The 16,262-nt window shown below is 69.8% G+C and carries 12 protein-coding genes and 1 pseudogene; 3 read left to right on the forward strand and 10 right to left on the reverse strand.

Annotated elements, in window-relative coordinates; genetic code table 11:
• Positions 1-13: 13 nt before the first annotated feature.
• The 6 genes from fxlM to ABD208_RS18710 form a co-directional block, all read right to left on the reverse strand.
• Positions 14-1,267 (reverse strand): methyltransferase, FxLD system, encoded by a 1,254-nt coding sequence (gene fxlM / locus ABD208_RS18685; RefSeq protein ID WP_344105935.1) that lies wholly within the window; start codon positions 1,265-1,267, stop codon positions 14-16.
• A gap of 96 nt (positions 1,268-1,363) precedes the next feature.
• Positions 1,364-2,377: a protein-L-isoaspartate O-methyltransferase family protein gene (locus ABD208_RS18690; protein ID WP_344105938.1), complete on the reverse strand. Its 1,014-nt coding sequence runs from the start codon at positions 2,375-2,377 to the stop codon at positions 1,364-1,366.
• Entirely contained in the window at positions 2,374-2,814 is a 441-nt protein-coding gene (locus ABD208_RS18695) for a lasso peptide biosynthesis B2 protein (RefSeq protein WP_344105940.1), read from the reverse strand. Before ABD208_RS18695 ends, ABD208_RS18690 begins: the two co-directional genes overlap by 4 nt.
• The gene (adfB, locus tag ABD208_RS18700; RefSeq protein ID WP_344105942.1) at positions 2,811-3,083 is read right to left on the reverse strand and encodes an actinodefensin-associated protein B; all 273 of its coding nucleotides are present in this window, start codon (positions 3,081-3,083) and stop codon (positions 2,811-2,813) included. The genes ABD208_RS18695 and adfB overlap by 4 nt, the downstream gene beginning before the upstream one ends.
• Positions 3,031-4,881, reverse strand: a complete 1,851-nt coding sequence (locus tag ABD208_RS18705; RefSeq protein ID WP_344105944.1) for an asparagine synthase-related protein — start codon at positions 4,879-4,881, stop codon at positions 3,031-3,033. The genes adfB and ABD208_RS18705 overlap by 53 nt, the downstream gene beginning before the upstream one ends.
• 44 nt (positions 4,882-4,925) lie before the next feature.
• The gene (locus ABD208_RS18710) at positions 4,926-5,060 is read right to left on the reverse strand and encodes a lasso RiPP family leader peptide-containing protein (RefSeq protein WP_344105947.1); all 135 of its coding nucleotides are present in this window, start codon (positions 5,058-5,060) and stop codon (positions 4,926-4,928) included.
• 191 nt (positions 5,061-5,251) lie between these two features.
• Between ABD208_RS18710 and ABD208_RS18715 the strand changes: the two are divergent.
• Positions 5,252-5,389: pseudogene (locus ABD208_RS18715) on the forward strand (helix-turn-helix transcriptional regulator); the annotation flags it as partial.
• A 548-nt stretch (positions 5,390-5,937) separates the two neighbouring features.
• Here ABD208_RS18715 and ABD208_RS18720 read toward each other — a convergent pair.
• Genes ABD208_RS18720 through ABD208_RS18735 form a run of 4 tightly spaced genes read right to left on the reverse strand, consistent with a single transcriptional unit; the run spans position 5,938 to position 10,362 of the window.
• Entirely contained in the window at positions 5,938-6,660 is a 723-nt protein-coding gene (locus tag ABD208_RS18720) for an HAD family hydrolase (protein WP_344105949.1), read from the reverse strand.
• Positions 6,661-6,710: 50 nt separating this feature from the next.
• Positions 6,711-7,511 carry a DUF5710 domain-containing protein gene (locus tag ABD208_RS18725; protein WP_344105951.1) on the reverse strand — a complete coding sequence of 267 codons (801 nt, stop codon included), beginning with the start codon at positions 7,509-7,511 and terminating at the stop codon, positions 6,711-6,713.
• The gene (locus ABD208_RS18730) at positions 7,511-7,951 is read right to left on the reverse strand and encodes a hypothetical protein (RefSeq protein ID WP_344105953.1); all 441 of its coding nucleotides are present in this window, start codon (positions 7,949-7,951) and stop codon (positions 7,511-7,513) included. Before ABD208_RS18730 ends, ABD208_RS18725 begins: the two co-directional genes overlap by 1 nt.
• Positions 7,948-10,362, reverse strand: a complete 2,415-nt coding sequence (locus tag ABD208_RS18735) for an AAA family ATPase (RefSeq protein ID WP_344105955.1) — start codon at positions 10,360-10,362, stop codon at positions 7,948-7,950. The genes ABD208_RS18730 and ABD208_RS18735 overlap by 4 nt, the downstream gene beginning before the upstream one ends.
• A gap of 427 nt (positions 10,363-10,789) precedes the next feature.
• Here ABD208_RS18735 and ABD208_RS18740 point away from each other — a divergent pair, with 427 nt between their 5' ends.
• Complete coding sequence (locus ABD208_RS18740; RefSeq protein ID WP_344105958.1) at positions 10,790-14,098, forward strand: type I restriction endonuclease subunit R; 3,309 nt, start codon at positions 10,790-10,792, stop codon at positions 14,096-14,098.
• Positions 14,095-16,197, forward strand: a complete 2,103-nt coding sequence (locus ABD208_RS18745) for a DNA methyltransferase family protein (protein WP_344105961.1) — start codon at positions 14,095-14,097, stop codon at positions 16,195-16,197. Before ABD208_RS18740 ends, ABD208_RS18745 begins: the two co-directional genes overlap by 4 nt.
• Positions 16,198-16,262 lie beyond the last annotated feature (65 nt).

Below are 16,262 nucleotides of genomic sequence, written 5' to 3' on the forward strand. Positions count from 1 at the left end.
GCGACGGCACGAGTCAGTATGTGTCGATGTCGAGCCAGTCGATCACCAGGGTCCCGTGCGGCCGGTGGATGACGGTCCGGGTCGGCCCGGCCTCCGGGGGCGTCAGGTTGCTGGGCCACCAGGTGTACTTCGGGTCGAAACGGCGGTGCCGCTGGTCGTACACGGTGACCTCGCCCACGAAACGGACGGTCAGTTGTCTGGCGTTGGGTCCTTTGCCGACGGCGCCGACCTGGACGTGGTCATCGTCGTCGGGGCGGGGGCGCATGGCGATCGCGGCATAGGAGGTGCCGTCGGTCAGGCACGGGTAGAACGATCGCTCGCGCCCGATGTCAGACTTCGACTCGGCCGTGATCGAGCAGCCGCCGGGTCGGGTCCCGATCCAGGTCAGGATGTCGACCCAGACCTGCCCATTGCGGTAGGTGACCTCGGACCATGCCTCGACCGGTTCGGAAGCAAGCACGTCGTCGGACACTGCGAACTGGTCGGGGACGGCGTCAGCGAACTCGAACGCGACATCACCTCCCGACGGCCCGGTCAGCACGGCCCGGGGGCGAGGGTGCTGGTGGGTGCCTTGCATGGGGACGAACCCGCCGAGCACGACCGACTCGGCGACCAGCTTCTCGCCGTCGCGCCGGAACCCGAGGATGCGCTGGGAGCCCGGGGCGATCTGCAGCGGGACCACGATCACGCCGTCGGGGCGCAGCTGCTCGAGCCACACCTCGGGGATGGTCCAGGCCGCCACAGCCACGATGATCCTGTCGAACATTCCGCGACCGAGCCGATCGGCGGCGTCGGCGGTGACGACCTCGACCCGATCGGTGAGCCCGAGCTGTTCCAGGCCGGCCTGAGTGCGGGCGGTGACGTCGGCGTCGATGTCGACGGTCACGACCTGCCCGTCAGGGCCAACGAGGTGGGCGAGCATCGCTGCCAGCGGACCGCCACTGCCGATCTCCAGGACCCGCTGCCCTGGCTCGACACACGCTTGTGCCAGGTTCCCGGCCTGCATGTACGGCGCCGACAGCGACGACACGGTCGACCCGTCGGCGGCGAACCGGGTACGCACGATGTCATGGATCGTGTACGGCAGCTGCGCTGACGTTCCCTCGGGCGCGAACACCTCCCGCGGTACCGCGCGGAAAGCCGCCTCGATCCGCGGGTCGGTGAGGACGCCCGACTCGATCAGCTCGGCGACCATCTGCTCCCGCAGCACAGTGACGTCGGGTACTGCAGTCGTGGCCGCCGTGCTGTCGCTCTGCGTCTGTGTCATCAAGTCCCCTGTGTCGTGTCTCTGGTGTTCGGGGCCGCACCCGAGCCTTCCACCTGGCATGCTCTGGCGTCCTGGTGGCGGTTCGGCGTTTCCGGATCAGCGTGTGAGGCGGGCGCGGATGGTCCATCCGTCGTCGCCGGTTTCGAGGGACCCGGTCACGTCGTTCCAGTCGGGGCGTCCGGCGGCGCGCCATGCGTTCACCCACGCCGACAGGACCGCAGGAGCCTCACCGTCGCCGGAGCAGGTGACGAGCTCGTCAGGGGTGAGGAAGGCCGAACTGCCGGGAGTCGTGGCGCCGATGGCCCGGTACCGGTCCGACAGCCCGGCGGTGGCGAGCTGTGGTGGTCTGGTCGCGTACAGCCACGCGGCCAGGTCCTGGAAGGGTTCGTCGGGGTGCAGCATTGTGGGTTCAGTGGTGGCCGAGCTGCGCAGCTGGTCGAGGCGCTTGCGCGCGTCGGCCGGTGAGTCATGCAGGTCGGTGCTGCTGATCCACCAGGGTTCGTCGACGCCGGGTGCGTAGGAGGCGTCGACGTACCGGATCGGCAGGGCGAAGTTCGTGACGGGCTCGGGATGCATCTCGATGTAGCTACCCGGCCGGATCGAGGTGACGGCAGGTGTCCTTCCCGTGACGGTGATCGTGGCGATCGCGTTGGCGGTGGCCAGCGGCGCGATCTTGACCGGGGCAACGACGACGGCGTCGTCGCCGATCTGCTCGGTCCACGGCGCGGGGATGAGGTGGGGTGTGGCCCAGGCGATGACCCGGTCGTATGGTCCGCCTACCGCGTAGCCGGCGTAGCCGTCACCGCAGGTCACGGTCGCGTTGGCCACACCTGCCCGGGTGAGGCGCTCTTGTGCGCGGGGTACGAGGTCGGCGAACACCTCGACCGAGTGCACCGATCCGGCAGCGCCGACCAGGCGCGACAGCAGCGCGGTGGTGTAGCCCGACCCGGTCCCGATCTCCAGGACCCGCTGCCCGGGAGCGACGTCGAGGTCGGTGAGCATCCGCTGGATGGAGGCGACGGCGGACGATTGCGGGAGCTTCGACCCGTCCGGCTCGGTGACGAAGTGGTCGTAGTCGACGGCGGCTGTGGCAGCGGCGACAGAAGTCATCGGGTCTCCATTCGTGAGCGGGCGGGGATCGTCATGGTCGTGATGAGCGTGCTGGTGGTGGCAGGTTCGGCGACCGGCTCGTCGTCGACCTGGATCCAGGCGTGGAACTCGTACGGCTGGGTGCGCAGGCCGTGACACCAGGTCACCGACCGGCCGGTGAACGCGGCGAGCCAGGCGGCGGTCAAGGACGTCTCCAGGCAGGCCGCGCGGCCGGGCCAGCGGGAGGCGGCGCGCCGTGCGGCGTGGACGATGGCGCGGGCTTCGTCACGGGTGGCGGCGTGCGGGGCGTGCTCGGTGAGCCGGCGCGTCACCGCGAGGACGATCCGCAGCGGCGCGGCCCGCAGCGCGGCGATCGTCACGAGCAGGGTGAGGCCGGCCTGTACGTTCAACAGCCGGGAGCCGCGGGACATGCGGGGTGCGGCCATGGTGACGCTCATGTTCGTTCCTCCGTGAGCAGACGACGCGAGACCAGGTCCTGCGCGAGGCGTTCGGTCCATCGTGGGGCCTGGTCGGGGTCGTCGCGGACGGCGCGGTCAAGGATCTCCGGGAGCGGTTCGTGTTGTCGCGCCACGAGTGTGGTCAGCACGGCCGTGGCCGTCTTGTTGAGCGCGAAGACTCGATCGCGGGTGACGTCGATCAGGATGCTGCCGCCTTCAGGAGTGGGCGTGCACGTCACGCCGTCGGCCAGCCGGTAGCGGGTGGACATCACGGTGTTCCTCCTGTCGGATCCATCGGGTACGACGCCGGTGTTCCTGCCCCCGCAGCCAGACCTCGGTCGCGAGCACGTCGCCGAACGCAGCCAGCGGGATCTCGATGCCGCCCGCGGCGCGCTCGAGGACGCCTGTCACGGGGGCGACGTCCAGCAGGTCGTGTTCGGCCACGCGTGGGCGGTGCAGCAGGTCTCGTAGCGCCCGGCGGTTGTGCTGGATTCCGCGGTAGTGCAGGGCGGTGTAGTTGCCCTTGGTGGAGCGAACGAGCACGTCGTCGGGCACTTGCCCGGCCAGGGCCTGCTGCAGCAGGGGCTTGGCGGCGTGGACGCTCGTGCGGGCGGCGACCGGTACAGAGAGGCAGGCGCGTACGACCGTGTCGGTCAGGAACGGGGCAGCGATGCTGAGGCCGTGCTGCTCGGCGATCTGCTGGTCGAGGCGCTGGTGACGGCCGAATGCCCAGACGTTCGCCCTGGCGATGGCATCCCCGGCGCGGAGCCCGTCGTGATGGTCGGAGCCTGCTTCGGACAGCAGGGCGTAGGCGGCGTCGGCGCGTGCGCCGGCGGTGAACCATTGTGTGAGGGGCTGCCGGTACCAGCGCATTTGTCCGGCCGGACCGCGGCGTCCCGGAACGGCTTGGCGCATTTCTCGGGCGAGTTTTCGACGTGCTCGGGCAGGTGACTGGCCGGCGAGCCGTTGCGCGGCGAGCGCGATCGGTAGGGGGGCCACGGCGCGCAGTTGCCCCCATCCGCGTGCCTCGTCGAAGAGGCGGCCGATCGGGAGGTCGGCGAGGTAGGCGAGTGACCCGGCTAGGACGACATCGCCGCCGTCGCCGTTGAGATGCACCGTCGAGCCCAGCGCGCGCAGCTGGTCGTGCCACCACCGCGTGCGCGCGGACAGCACGGCATCCGGCCACGGCTCGTCCGTCACGACGACGTCTTCGAGGCCGGAGTACGGGAGGGCCTCGCCGGGAATCAGGCGGGTCTCGTGGCGCAGCGACGGCAGCTGGGACGCGATCCGGGCAGCGTGCGCGACGTCGTCGTTGTCGACCTGGCCGGCATCGAGCGTGAGCCCGGTCAGCGTGGCGGTCCGGGCCGCGAGTGCCGCGACCGAGCTGGAGTCCAGGCCACCGGACAGATCCGCCGTGGCCGTTCCCGACAGCCGCGCACGTATCTCGCCTTCCAGGGCGCCCCGGAGGGCAGTCGCGCCCTCGGCAAGGCCCGCATCGGGTTCCACCACGGGCCGGGGCGCCGCCGTGCCGATCTGTCGGTCATCGATGAGCAGCATCGACCCTGCCGGTACGGCGGCTACGTCGTCGAACGCCGATCGTGTCGCCCCGGGGATGGCGTCAGGGCTGATGAGGCGTAGCGCGAGCCAGAGGTCGTCGATCCCGGTGCCGCGTAGATCGGCGAGGATTGATGGGCTGGAGGCGAAGTGCGCCAGGCCGTCGTGCACCGTGTGGAAGTCCAGTCCCGTCCCGGCGCGGTCACCGCACATCAGGAGCTTGGCGTCGTCGGCCCACACGACGTGCGCGTTACCTCCGCGGTCCGGCAGCGGCTCCGGGTCGAGCCCGGCGGCGAAGCGTCGCGCCTGCCGGGCCAGTTCGGCGTCGTCGACCGCGATCTCACCGAGCGTCGCGCACCACCAGCCGGGGCCGTCGACGACATGGACCTGGTGTCTCGGCCAGTCTCCGAGCAGCCAGAGCGTGGCGTACGGCGACTCCAGCAGCCGGGAGCCTTCCGGACGGGGCGGGAGGCCCGCGCCCATGTCTCGTTTCGTTCCTCCGAAGATGCGCATCAGCGCGTGCCTCCCATCCCTTGTTCGCCCGGGGCCCGGACGGGTCAGTAGTAGTACTGCTTCATGTCGGCCGTGTCGTTCGCGCCGCTGCCCAGCGTCAGCTCCGTCAGCGAGCCGAGCTCGGTCACGACCGGCGACTCGACCGGCTCGTGCGCCTCACGTGTCGTCACGTTCTCCATGTCCCTCGTCCTTTCCTCAGGTGGGACCGCCCGATCTGCGCCGGGCGGCAGGATCCAGTCTTCGCCGCAGGCCGGGACATCGGAACCACATCCGCGAGTCACCTCGGGGACGTCCTGGACGTCCGGTAACGTCCCTCTGGCCCGTTCGCAGCAGGGAGCCGAGGATGTCGAACGAACGACTGCGCACCGCCATGGTCACCGCAGGCTTGAGCGAGCAAGAACTCGCCGACCGGGTCGGCGTCGACCCCAAGACCGTGCAGCGGTGGGTGACCCAGGAACGCCTCCCACACCGCCGCACGGCGATCCAGGCCGCCCGCGCACTCGGCGTCGACGTCGAGGCACTGTGGCCGACGGACCAGAGCACCGGCCAGGTTCCCGACGAGTTGGTCGCGCTCTACCCACACCGGTCTGCCGTCCCGAAGACGTTGTGGTTCGACGTCCTGGAACAGGCCGAACGTGAGATCGGACTCATGGCGTACGCCAGCCTGTTCCTGCCCGAGGAGAACCCCGAAGCCATCGGGCTGCTGCGCGCCAAGGCGCGCGACGGCGTCCGCGTCAGGATCGCGCTCGGCGATCCGGACTCGCCCGAGGCCAGGCTCCGAGGCGAGGAAGAGCAGCTGTATGAAGCGATCCCGGCCCGCATCGCGATGGCGATCGCCTACTACCGGCCCCTGTTCGACCAGGCGGGAATCGAGTTCCGACTGCACCGCACGACGCTGTACAACTCGATCTTCGTCTTCGACGACCAGATGCTCATCAACCAGCACATCTACGGCACCTACGGCTACATCGCGCCCATCCTCCACCTGCAGCGCAAACCCGGCAACGACATGTTCGACACCTACGCGCGCAGCTTCGAACGAGTGTGGGACGCCGGCTACGCGCCGTCCGCGGAAACCGGTGGTCGCACCGCGTCCCTCACCGCCGCGAGCACGGCGTCAGCGTCCGAGAGATCGGGCAGCACCTTGGTCGCGCCGGCTTCCGTCAGGGACACCTCATCGACGCCGCCCGTGAGAACCGCGACCACCTGAGCGCCACCGCGGACCCCGGCCGTGACATCGTTCACCGTGTCCCCGATCAGCACGGTGTTCGACGCGGTGAACGCGACGCCGTACTTCGCGGTTGCCCGGGCCTGGGCGACCGCCACGAGGTCGGGACGGTGTGCGGCGTCGAAACCGAAGCCGCCGCAATCCCAGTCGAGACCGACATCCAGACCGAACGTACCCAGCTTCACCAGCGCATTCGCCCGAAGATTCCCCGTCAGCGCGGACTGCACGAGCCCCGGTTCGGTCGCCAGCTTGTCGATCGCGGCACGCGCGCCCGGCAAGGCACGGCCGCGATCGGCCAGCCGCTCCTGGCGCTCGGCAAGAGCACGCGTCAACGCTCCCCGCTGCGCGGCGGCGTCGAAAACTGCCGGGTCCAGACCGTGATCCGCGATGAGATCGCCCAGGATCTCCGGATCGGTGCGGCCGCCGGTCTTGGCGCGATGCTCGGCGGGCCGTCCGGTGAGGACCTCGAACGCACCTGCGTACGTCTCCTTACTCACCCCACCGTTCTCGATCAGCGTGTGGTCCACGTCCCAGAGCACGAGCACGTCCATGGACCCAGACAGTACAGGGGCGCCCGGATGCAGGGGCTACCGGGCGCTCGTCACCCAGCTGGTGCTGGGCCGGTGCCCGATCCCGCACGCTTGGTGGCGGCGCGCTGCTGAATACCGGTCGACTTCGCGCGTTCCGCGACGTCAGAGCGCGTGTCGTGGTCCACCCATTCCAGAGTCTGGCGGGCCGTCGTCGAGCGTCGTTCCGGCGACGGCGGCCTGCGGATTGCAACACCGGCATCGGTGAGGATGCTCAGGTCCAGGTCCCATGTCCACCGTGATCGCTCCTCCCAGACGTGGAAGGCCTCGGCGATGTGCGCGTCGGCTTCGGCCTGGTTCATGCCGGTGACGGCACGCAGGTGGACAAGAGCGGCGTCGGCGACTCCGACGACCTGTGCTCGTCCGAAGTGGGTCGCGGTGTGGCAGTCAGTGCACAGACAGATGAGCCGAGCCAGGCGCTGTGTCCGGGCTGCGTCGTCGTAGGTCCAGCGCTCGTGCGCCTCGAGCCACCGCCTCGTCTCGCGGTCCTCGCCCGCGCCGCACACCTCGCACCGGAACTGCGCGCGGCGGGTGATCATCCGCCGCAGCCGTTCCCAGTCCTTCTCCGAGACGCACGAGCGCACGTTCGTGAACCAGCAGCTCGCCGGGACCAGGTCCACGAACAGTCCCGACCCGAGGTTGCGGTCTTCGCCGGGCAGCAGGTCTGGGATGTCGGGCCGTGCTGCCCAGCGTTGCAGACCGGTCATGCCGGCCCGCGGTGCGTACCAGCGCTTCACCTCCGGTGCCCAGCGCGCGCCGGCGGCCTTGGCCTCGTCCTTCTCGGAGAACGGTACGTCGAGCCAGATTCTTTCCATCAGTGCACCTCCAGTGCGACGTCGTGGTGGTCCTGCTCTGAATGGTGAGTTCGGGTGGGCGGATCGACGGGGTGCTGGGCGAACTCGACGATCCGGCTGACGGTGTCGGCAAGGTCTCGCACTTCGCTGTAGACCGGAGAGAGTTCGTAGGCGTGGTGGTGAACGGCGCGTGAGAGGCGGTCCCAGGCGGACTCGACGTCGCGGACCAGGTCCGGAGCGGTCTCCAGGTAGAGCGCCTGCAGGCACAGGTGGACGGTGCGTGCACTGGCGGCGCCAACGGCGATGCCCCGGTTTGTGAGCAGTTCGCGGACTGCGCTTTCGAATGCAGTGCGCAGCATCCAGCACGCGGCCCGGAGCGACTGGTGCGCGACCGCCCCGGCGGTGTACTGGATCAGCCCCTCGGCCTGCGCAATTACGGTGAAGGTTCCGCTGGTGCTCATTGGGTTCCTCCGAGGATGTCAGCAGCGGTCCTGTTCACCGCGTCGATGGCGTCGCGCGCATCGCCCTCGAGTCCCTGATGGACGGCTCTTCCGGAGATCGCCAGGGCCTTGCGGCGATATCCCCGGCCGGGCTGCCCTGCCCAGTCCGTGGCGTCGGCTCCTATGGCGAGTCCGACGCGCCGGCGGGTCTCGCGCATGCTGTCCCAGCGGTCTTCGATATCGGTGTGTCGCACGCCCGCGTTCAGCTCGCGGTGGAAGTAGACCTCGCGCGCGGCGGCCTCGAGTGCCATGCGCAGCATCGCCGGCAGCAGCGTGCGCAGCGTGGTCTCGGGAAGGCGCCGGTCCTTGGTGAAGGCAACCGCGTCCTGCATGTACCGGCGCGCCGGGGTGTGGTTGCGGACAACCATGACCGACGAGGACGGGCCGCGGGTGACCTCCAGCACGGTGGCCTGCACGGACGAGCGGCGCACCGCGGCCGCGAGCCGGTCGTCGTGGGAGAACACGATGACCTGGCGGGTGCGTGCGATGTCGGCGAGTACGTCGACGAGCCCGTCGACCTTGGCTGGGTCCATGGCCTGCACGGGATCGTCGAGCACGACGAACCGGAACGGGCTGGCGTCCATGGTGGCGCGGGGAAGGAACATCGCGAGGGACAGGGCGTGCAGTTCACCCTGGCTCAGGACAGCGAGTCCGCTGTTCGAGGGCGCGCCGTCGACCGCAGATTCGATGACTACTCGGCGCTGGCTCGCGCTGCCGGTCAGGCGCAGTCCGGCGATCTCGACGTTGCTTTCCTGCCGCAGCTGTTCCCAGATGCGGGCGGCCTGCTCCCGGATAGGAGTGAGGCGTTCGTTCTTGAGCTCCTCGGCGTTCGCTTTCAGCCATGCATGGGCTGCGGTGACCCGATCCAGTTCGGGCTTGGCCCGCTGGGCCACGTCAGCCAGGTCGGCGAACACGGCCAGCTGGGCGGCCAGCGGAGCCCATGAGTCGTCACGGGCAGCCAGCGCGCCGGCGGCCCGGTCACGCAGGCGGGAAAGGGCATCGTCGAGCCGCGGCGCGACCGACTCGAGGTGCCGAGCGAGCGTCACGTCGTCGTCCGGAGTACTCGCCCACTCCAGCCAGATGTCGAACGCGGCCTGCCGCTCGGCCTCGACCGCGGGCTCGCCGGGGTCCGTCAGGGCTCGCGGGGCGGATGTCACCATGCTGCGGGCTGCCGCACGAGCTCGTTCGAGCCGCACTGCGGCAGCCCTGACCTCCTGCAGCGCGGTAGTGGCGCTGTCGACCTCGCTGCGTAGCACGCGTGCGCGGCCGGCGTCGAGTGTTCCCGTCGCGCACACGGGGCAGGTCATGTCACCGTCGTGCTCGTGTACGGCGAGAGCTGCCTGGATCACGGCAATCCTGTGCTGCAGAGAGTCGGTCGCACTGTCGGTGACAGCGAGCGACGCGCGGATCGTGTTGTGCAGGTCGCCTGCGGCGCGCTCGGCCGCGTTGCGGTCGAAGTCCAGGCTCGCCAGGCGACGCAGCGTGTCGGCCGTGCCGGTCGCGGAGTCGGCCGTGCCGGTCGCCAGCGAACGCAGGGACGCGACGTCGATCGTGCGCACGTCCAGCAGGTCACGTGCCTGAGCGATCCGGGGATCAGACGCGCCGGCCGCCCGGCGTAGCTGTCCGGCAAGTTCCGCCCGGTTCTCCTTGACGCGCTTGGCGTGGTCCTGGAGTTCCTTGCGTCGGGTGGCCAGGACCTTGACGGCGTCGTCGATCCGCTCCAGGCCCAGGACGGCCGACAGCTTGTCGAACAGCTGTGTCGGGCTCGCGGCCAGGACCTGCCCGAGCTCTTCATAGCTCAGCAGCGGCCGGTAGGTCTCCAGCGCGTTGGTCCAAGGGGTCGAGTCCACCGGCACCGCCCCGGACAGCGACGTGCGCAGAGTCTTCACGTCGTCCGGATCGTTCCATTCGGCCAGGATCCCGGCCGCCTGCCCGCCTTCTGCCACGACATCGACGGCGATCCGCGGCGATGCTTCGCAATGCAGGTTGCGCCACTGCTTCTGCCACTGCGCCGCGCGCTGCAGCCAGCGGTAGGTCGTCCCGGTCAGCGCCACCTCCAGGCCCTCGGCGAAGCTCGACTTGCCCGATCCGTTGCGGCCGGAGACGACGGTCAGTCCCGGGCCGGGCGTCAGCGGCAGCTCGGCCTCGTTGCCGATCCCGCGGAACGCGCGCACTCGCAGCGCCGAGAGGTAGACGCGGTCCGGCGCCTGACCAGGCTCGGCGGCCGGCGACGTGCCGGACTGCGATGCGTGGTCGCCGTCAGACGAGGGGGCGACCTGCGTGAGGGCGTCATGGACGGCGCTCACGACGCCCTCGTCGAGGGAGTCGTCCTCGTCCAGCCGCAGCGCGACCAGATCGGTGAGTTCGGACATGGGATTCCTCCGGATGTCGTGGCAGCGTGCCGATCACGCCGCCGTCGGATATCCAGTCCATCGATCCGGTGGCGAGCCGTCACCCCATGCACCGGGAACAGGGGTTATCAGGCGCCGGCTCCGCATGCCGCCCGCGTGTGGTCTCCCATAGTGCGCAGGAGCGCCCAGCGAGGACCCGCCTGGCACCACGGAAATTCTTGGCGCTGCCCGCACCGCGAGCAACCACCCGGGTGATTTGCGGCCGTCGAGTCGCGCTGCCCGCGTCTACGCAGGCCAGGCGACCCATAATGGGAGCGTCGCACAGCGTGATAACCCGGGTTATCGCGTTGCGGCTTCCCGGTGACCAGGTTGCCGGGCGAAGCTCGGGCACGTCACACCGCACCACCATCGAAACGCTCACGACCAGCACCGATACAGGGAGACGGCAATGATTGACGGCACCGAGTCCGAGTGGGAGCAGCGCGCACTGGATTATCTCGCCGAACCCCTGCTGTGGCATCCGATGGGCGGACGCCAGATCGCTCCTGGCGCCACCTCGACGGTTGGCCATGCGGGGTACGCGGAGTCCGGCGAACCGCTTGCGCAGCGCACATCGTGGGAAGAGCTCGCGATCCCGTCCCGGATGCGTGCGGCGATGCGGCGCCTGAACCCTGATGTGCCCGCGAGCATCTTGGATCAGGCGGTTTCCGACATCCTGCGCCAGCACTCGCAGGACGTGCTGGCCGAGAACAAGCGCATCCACGACATCCTCCTGAGCGGTTACCGGCTGACCTATGTCGAGGACGGCCGCGAGCGGACCCCGTCGATCCGCGTGATCGGCGACAACACCGACATGAACGAGTACCTGGCGGTGAACCAGGTGATCGTCCGTGACGGGGACGTGGAGCGCCGGTTCGACGTGGTGCTGTACGTGAACGGCATGCCGTTGGCGATCCTGGAACTGAAGAACGCCGGCGACAAGCGCGCCACGGTCGCCACCGCACACGCGCAGCTGACCGGGTACGTCAACGACGTGCCCATGGCGTTCCGTTTCTGCGCGATCGCGCTGGTCTCGGACGGCATCCACACGCGGTACGGCACGCCGTTCACGCCGCTGAACCACTTCTCGCCGTGGAACGTGGACGACGACGGCGCCGAGGTCCCGTTCGGGGCCCGGGTGCGGCCGGCAGCCGGGCCCCTGGGAATCGTGGAGGACGGCGAGATCCGTTCCCCGCTCGAGGTGGCGCTGGACGGCCTGTTCCAGCCGCACCGTTTCGGGCAGATCCTGCGGGAGTTCGTCGCGTTCTCCGCGGGAGAACGCGGGCTGGTCAAGTACGTGGCCAAGCCGCACCAGTACTTCGCGGTGAACAAGGCGGTCGGCACCACGGTGCAGGCCGTCGCCGGTGACGGGCGGGCCGGCGTGGTGTGGCACACGCAGGGCTCGGGCAAGTCGTTCGAGATGGAGCTGTACGCGAACCGGATCGCCCGGCACCCCGACCTGCGGAACCCGACGATCGTCGTCGTCACCGACCGGACCGAGCTCGACGGGCAGCTGTACGAGACCTTCGCGGCCTCGCAGCTGCTGTCCGAGGAACCGCGGCGGGTGGTACGAAGGGCGGAGCTGCGGGACGAGCTCAGCAGCCGCGCGTCGGGCGGGATCTACTTCACCACCCTGCAGAAGTTCGGCCTGTCCAAGACCGAACGGGACGCCGGCAAGGGACACCCCGTGCTGTCGATGCGGAACAACATCATCCTGATCGTCGACGAGGCTCACCGCAGCCACTACGACGACCTCGACGGATACGCCCGGCACCTGAAGAACGCCCTGCCGAACGCCACCCTCATCGCGTTCACCGGAACCCCGATCTCCGAGCGCGACCGCGACACCCGCGACGTGTTCGGCGACGTGATCGACGTCTACGACCTGACCCGCGCGGTCCGCGACGGCGCGACCGTCCCGGTGTACTTCGAGCCGCGGCTCATCCGGGTGGCGCTGACCGGCGACGTCGACCCCGACACGATCGACGCGACCGCGGACGAGGCCACCGCGGGACTGGATGACGCCGAACGCGAGCGTCTGGAGCAGGCCGTCGCCGCCATCAACAGGGTGTACGGCACGCCCGCGCGCCTGGCAGAACTCGCGACCGACGTCGTCGGTCACTGGGAGCCGCGTCGCGACGCCGTCGCCGAGATGATCCGCGCGGGCGAGGCGGACGAGACCGGGGCACCAGCCGAGGCGGCGCCCGGCAAGGCGCTGATCGTGTGCTCCACCCGGGAGATCTGCGCGAACCTGTACGAACAGATCGTCGCGCTGCGCCCGGACTGGCACTCCGAGGACCTCACCGGCGGCCGGATCAAGGTCGTGTACTCGGGCGACTCGAAGGACACGCTCCCGATCAGCGCCCACGTGCGACGCGACTCGGAGAACTCCGTGATCCGCAAGCGCCTCAAGGACCCGGCCGACCCGCTGGAGATCGTCATCGTCAAGGACATGATGCTCACCGGCTACGACTCGCCGTCCCTGCACACCCTGTACCTCGACCGCCCGATGCGCGGCGCGCTCCTCATGCAGACCCTCGCGCGCGTGAACCGCAGCTTCCGGGGCAAGAACGCGGGCTTGCTGGTCGGGTACGCGCCTATCGCCGAGAACCTCCGGGCCGCCATCGCCGAGTACACCAAGGACGACCAGGAGAACAAGCCCGTCGGCCGTACTCTCGACGACGTCGCGGACCTGGCGCGCGACCTGATCGGGCAGATCGCGAAGCTGGTCGAGCCGTCCGGCTGGCGCAAGCACCTCGCGGCCGGACGGGCGCGCAAGCGGCAGGGCGCCTGGATCGACACGGTGATCCACACCGTCGACTGGCTGCGCCGCCCCGAGACACCCGGCAACCAGCCCGCCGCACAAGAGGGCGTCGTCACCGAGTCCCGGCAGGACGAGTTCCGGCGCAGGGCCGGCGGGCTGAACCGGGCCTGGTCCCTGGCAGGGCGCAGCGAGAAGCTGCAGGAGCTCGCCGAGGACGTCCGCTTCTACGAGCAGGTTCGCGTCGTCATGGCCAAGCTCGACGCCCAGGACCGGTGGGCCCGGGGCGAACCCATCCCCGAGGACGTGCAGCGCACCCTCAACCAGCTCGTGGCCACCTCCGTGGAATCGGACTCCGTGGTCAACGTGTACGAGGCCGCGGGTGTCGAGCCGCCGCGCCTGGACCAGCTGGACCGCTCCTACCTCGAACGCGTCCAGGACTCCGAGCACCAGCAGCTCGCCATCGACGCGCTGCGTGACCTCATCGCCTCCGAGACGCGAAAGCTGACCCAGGACAACATCGTGCGCCGCAAGCTGTTCTCTGAACGGCTCCGCGACGTCATGCTCCGTTACACCAACTCCAACCTGACCTCGGCCGAGGTCATCGTGGCGCTGTTCGAGGTGGCCGAAGAACTCGCCAAGGAGCCCCACCGGGCTACCGAACTGAACCTGTCCGCCCCGGCCGTCGCGTTCTACGACGTCCTGCTCCAGGCAGACAGCGTCCGCGAGGTCCTCGATGACAAGGCGCTCCGGGAGATCGCGGAAGAGCTCACCGCCATCGTCAACCGGGACGCCAGCACCGACTGGACCGTCCGCGAGGACGTCAAGGCGAAGCTCTTCACCTCGGTCAACCGCCTGCTGGCCAAGCACCGCTACCCGCCCGCCCAGCGGCATGACGCCGTCGTCCTGGTCCTGAAGCAGGCCGAGGTCGCAGCGCGGGAGGCCAAGGCTTCATGACCCCCGGCATCCTCGACGGCCTCACCCTCACCATGCCCGAGATCGCCGTGCTCGCCGACGTGCAGCGCCCCGTCGTCAGCGGGTGGCGCAGCCGGAACGAGGGAACCGACGCACCCTTCCCCGAACCGGTCGACCCGTCCGCGAAAACCCTGCGGTTCCCTGCCGCCGGAGTCGCCGACTGGATCGAGCACCGCAACGCCGGCAACAACCGTGAGTTCCGCACCGACCTGGCCGCCGTCGCCGCCGTGTCCGACGACGGCGACACCGCCCACTCGCTCGACACGGTCACGGCCCTGCTGGCCCTCGCCCCGCACCTGTCGACCCCGCTGGACGCAATCGACGCGGACGACCTCGTCGATGAGTCCGACGACCTCGACCCGGACGACGAGTTCGCCTACCGCGAGATCGCGGCCCTCGGCGCTCGCACCGAGGCCGCCGCGCGACACGTCGCCGCCGTGGCAGCCGCGGGATACCACCCGGCCGCGGCCTTCGAGCGCCTGCTCGCCGCGCGCAACAAGCTCGCCGCGGCCGGGCACCTGACCGAGACCGTCCTGCACCCGGCCGTCCTGCACCTGGCCGCCGACATCCTCAACACCCTCGCGCCCGACACCGAACCACTCGTGGTCGCCGACCCGTACCCGGGCTGCGGCGACCTGCTCACCGCGGTCCTGGGCCGCACCGAGCGCGTCGAACCGGCCACCGCACGCGTCGCCATCACCTCGCAGGCAACCGCGAGAATGGCGCTACGGCGCCTGTCCGCCCACGGATGGCCCGCCGTCACGGTAGCGGGCGACGACATCGTCGACGTCGGTGAGGACCACACCGGAGCCCGCGACAACGACGTGCACCTGGTCACCCAGATCCCCGCCGTCGACGAACCCGACCTCGACCCCACGGAAGTGCTGCGCAGGGTCGACGACGTCGCCCTCAATCTCCCGTCAGGGAGGGTGGGGATCGTCATCGGGCCCGCCTCCGCGCTCATCGACCGCCTTCGTGACCGCGCCGCCGAGCGCATCCGCGACGACCTGATGCGCTCCGGACGGGTACGCACGGTGATCGCGCTCCCGGCCGGAATGGTCGCCAAGCGCCCGCGTCAGAAGACGGCCGTCTGGATCCTCGGCGACACCGCGGAGGGCGCGAAATTCGGAGAACAGCACATCGCCGTGGCGGACCTGCGCGACCACGCGCCAGGGCCAGCCGGATTCGCCGGAGACGTCTTGCACGACCTGCTCACGGACGTCATCGCGGCGCAGGGGACCGAGAACGATGCCCGGGCGCATGCCTTCCGGTTCGCTCGGTTCATCCGGATGAGTGGGATCGTCGCCGGCGGACACAGCCTGCTCGCGTCTGCTAGGCCCCCCGATTGGGAGGGCGCGACGTCCGATCCCGTCGCCGTCGAGCAGCACATCCACGAACTCATGGCCTACCTGACCGACCCCCCGGTCGTGAGCGACTTCCCGACGGTCCGGATTTCTCCGCACGGTGAATCGTCGGCCGAGCGAGCCACGGTGCAAAGCCTCCACGGCCGAGGCGACCTGTGGCGGCTCTCCGGACACCGCCTGGATCCCCAAGACATCCAGAATCACGACGGCTCCGTCAGCGGGACCGTACTCGTGATCGGACCTGCCGAGATCAGGGGCGAGGCCCCTTGGGGCGAGCGCCGGATCGACCGGCTGACGTTCACCGACCGGTACCGGACCGGGAAGTTCACCGAACCGGGCGACATCGTGTACGTGACCAGTCCGCGACCCACCGCCGTCGTCGACCCGGACGGGTTCTGCGTCGTCCAGTCCCCGGCAAGGATCCTGCGGATCACCGACCGAGCGCGCGACCGGCTCGTCCCGGATATGGTCGCCGCGGACATCAACGACGCCGGCGACCTCGCCAAGGACCCGAACGCCTGGGCCGTACGTATAACACCCGCCGGGCAGGGCGCGGCACTGACGGACGCCGCAGCGGCGCTGCGCGCGCAGGAGATGTCGCTCCGGGACCGCTTGGATAGTATTGCCGATCTGCGCAAATGCCTGCTCGACGGGGTCGCCGACGGCGTCGTAAGGATCGATGTCAGTGACCCGAGCCAGAATGAGCGCGAACGATGAGGGTGAGAGAGGAAGGCACGTTGCCGCCGAGCACGAAGCAGACGACGCCCACCCAGGCGTCCACC

This window comes from Myceligenerans crystallogenes, assembly GCF_039529775.1.
Lineage (GTDB): Bacteria > Actinomycetota > Actinomycetes > Actinomycetales > Cellulomonadaceae > Myceligenerans > Myceligenerans crystallogenes.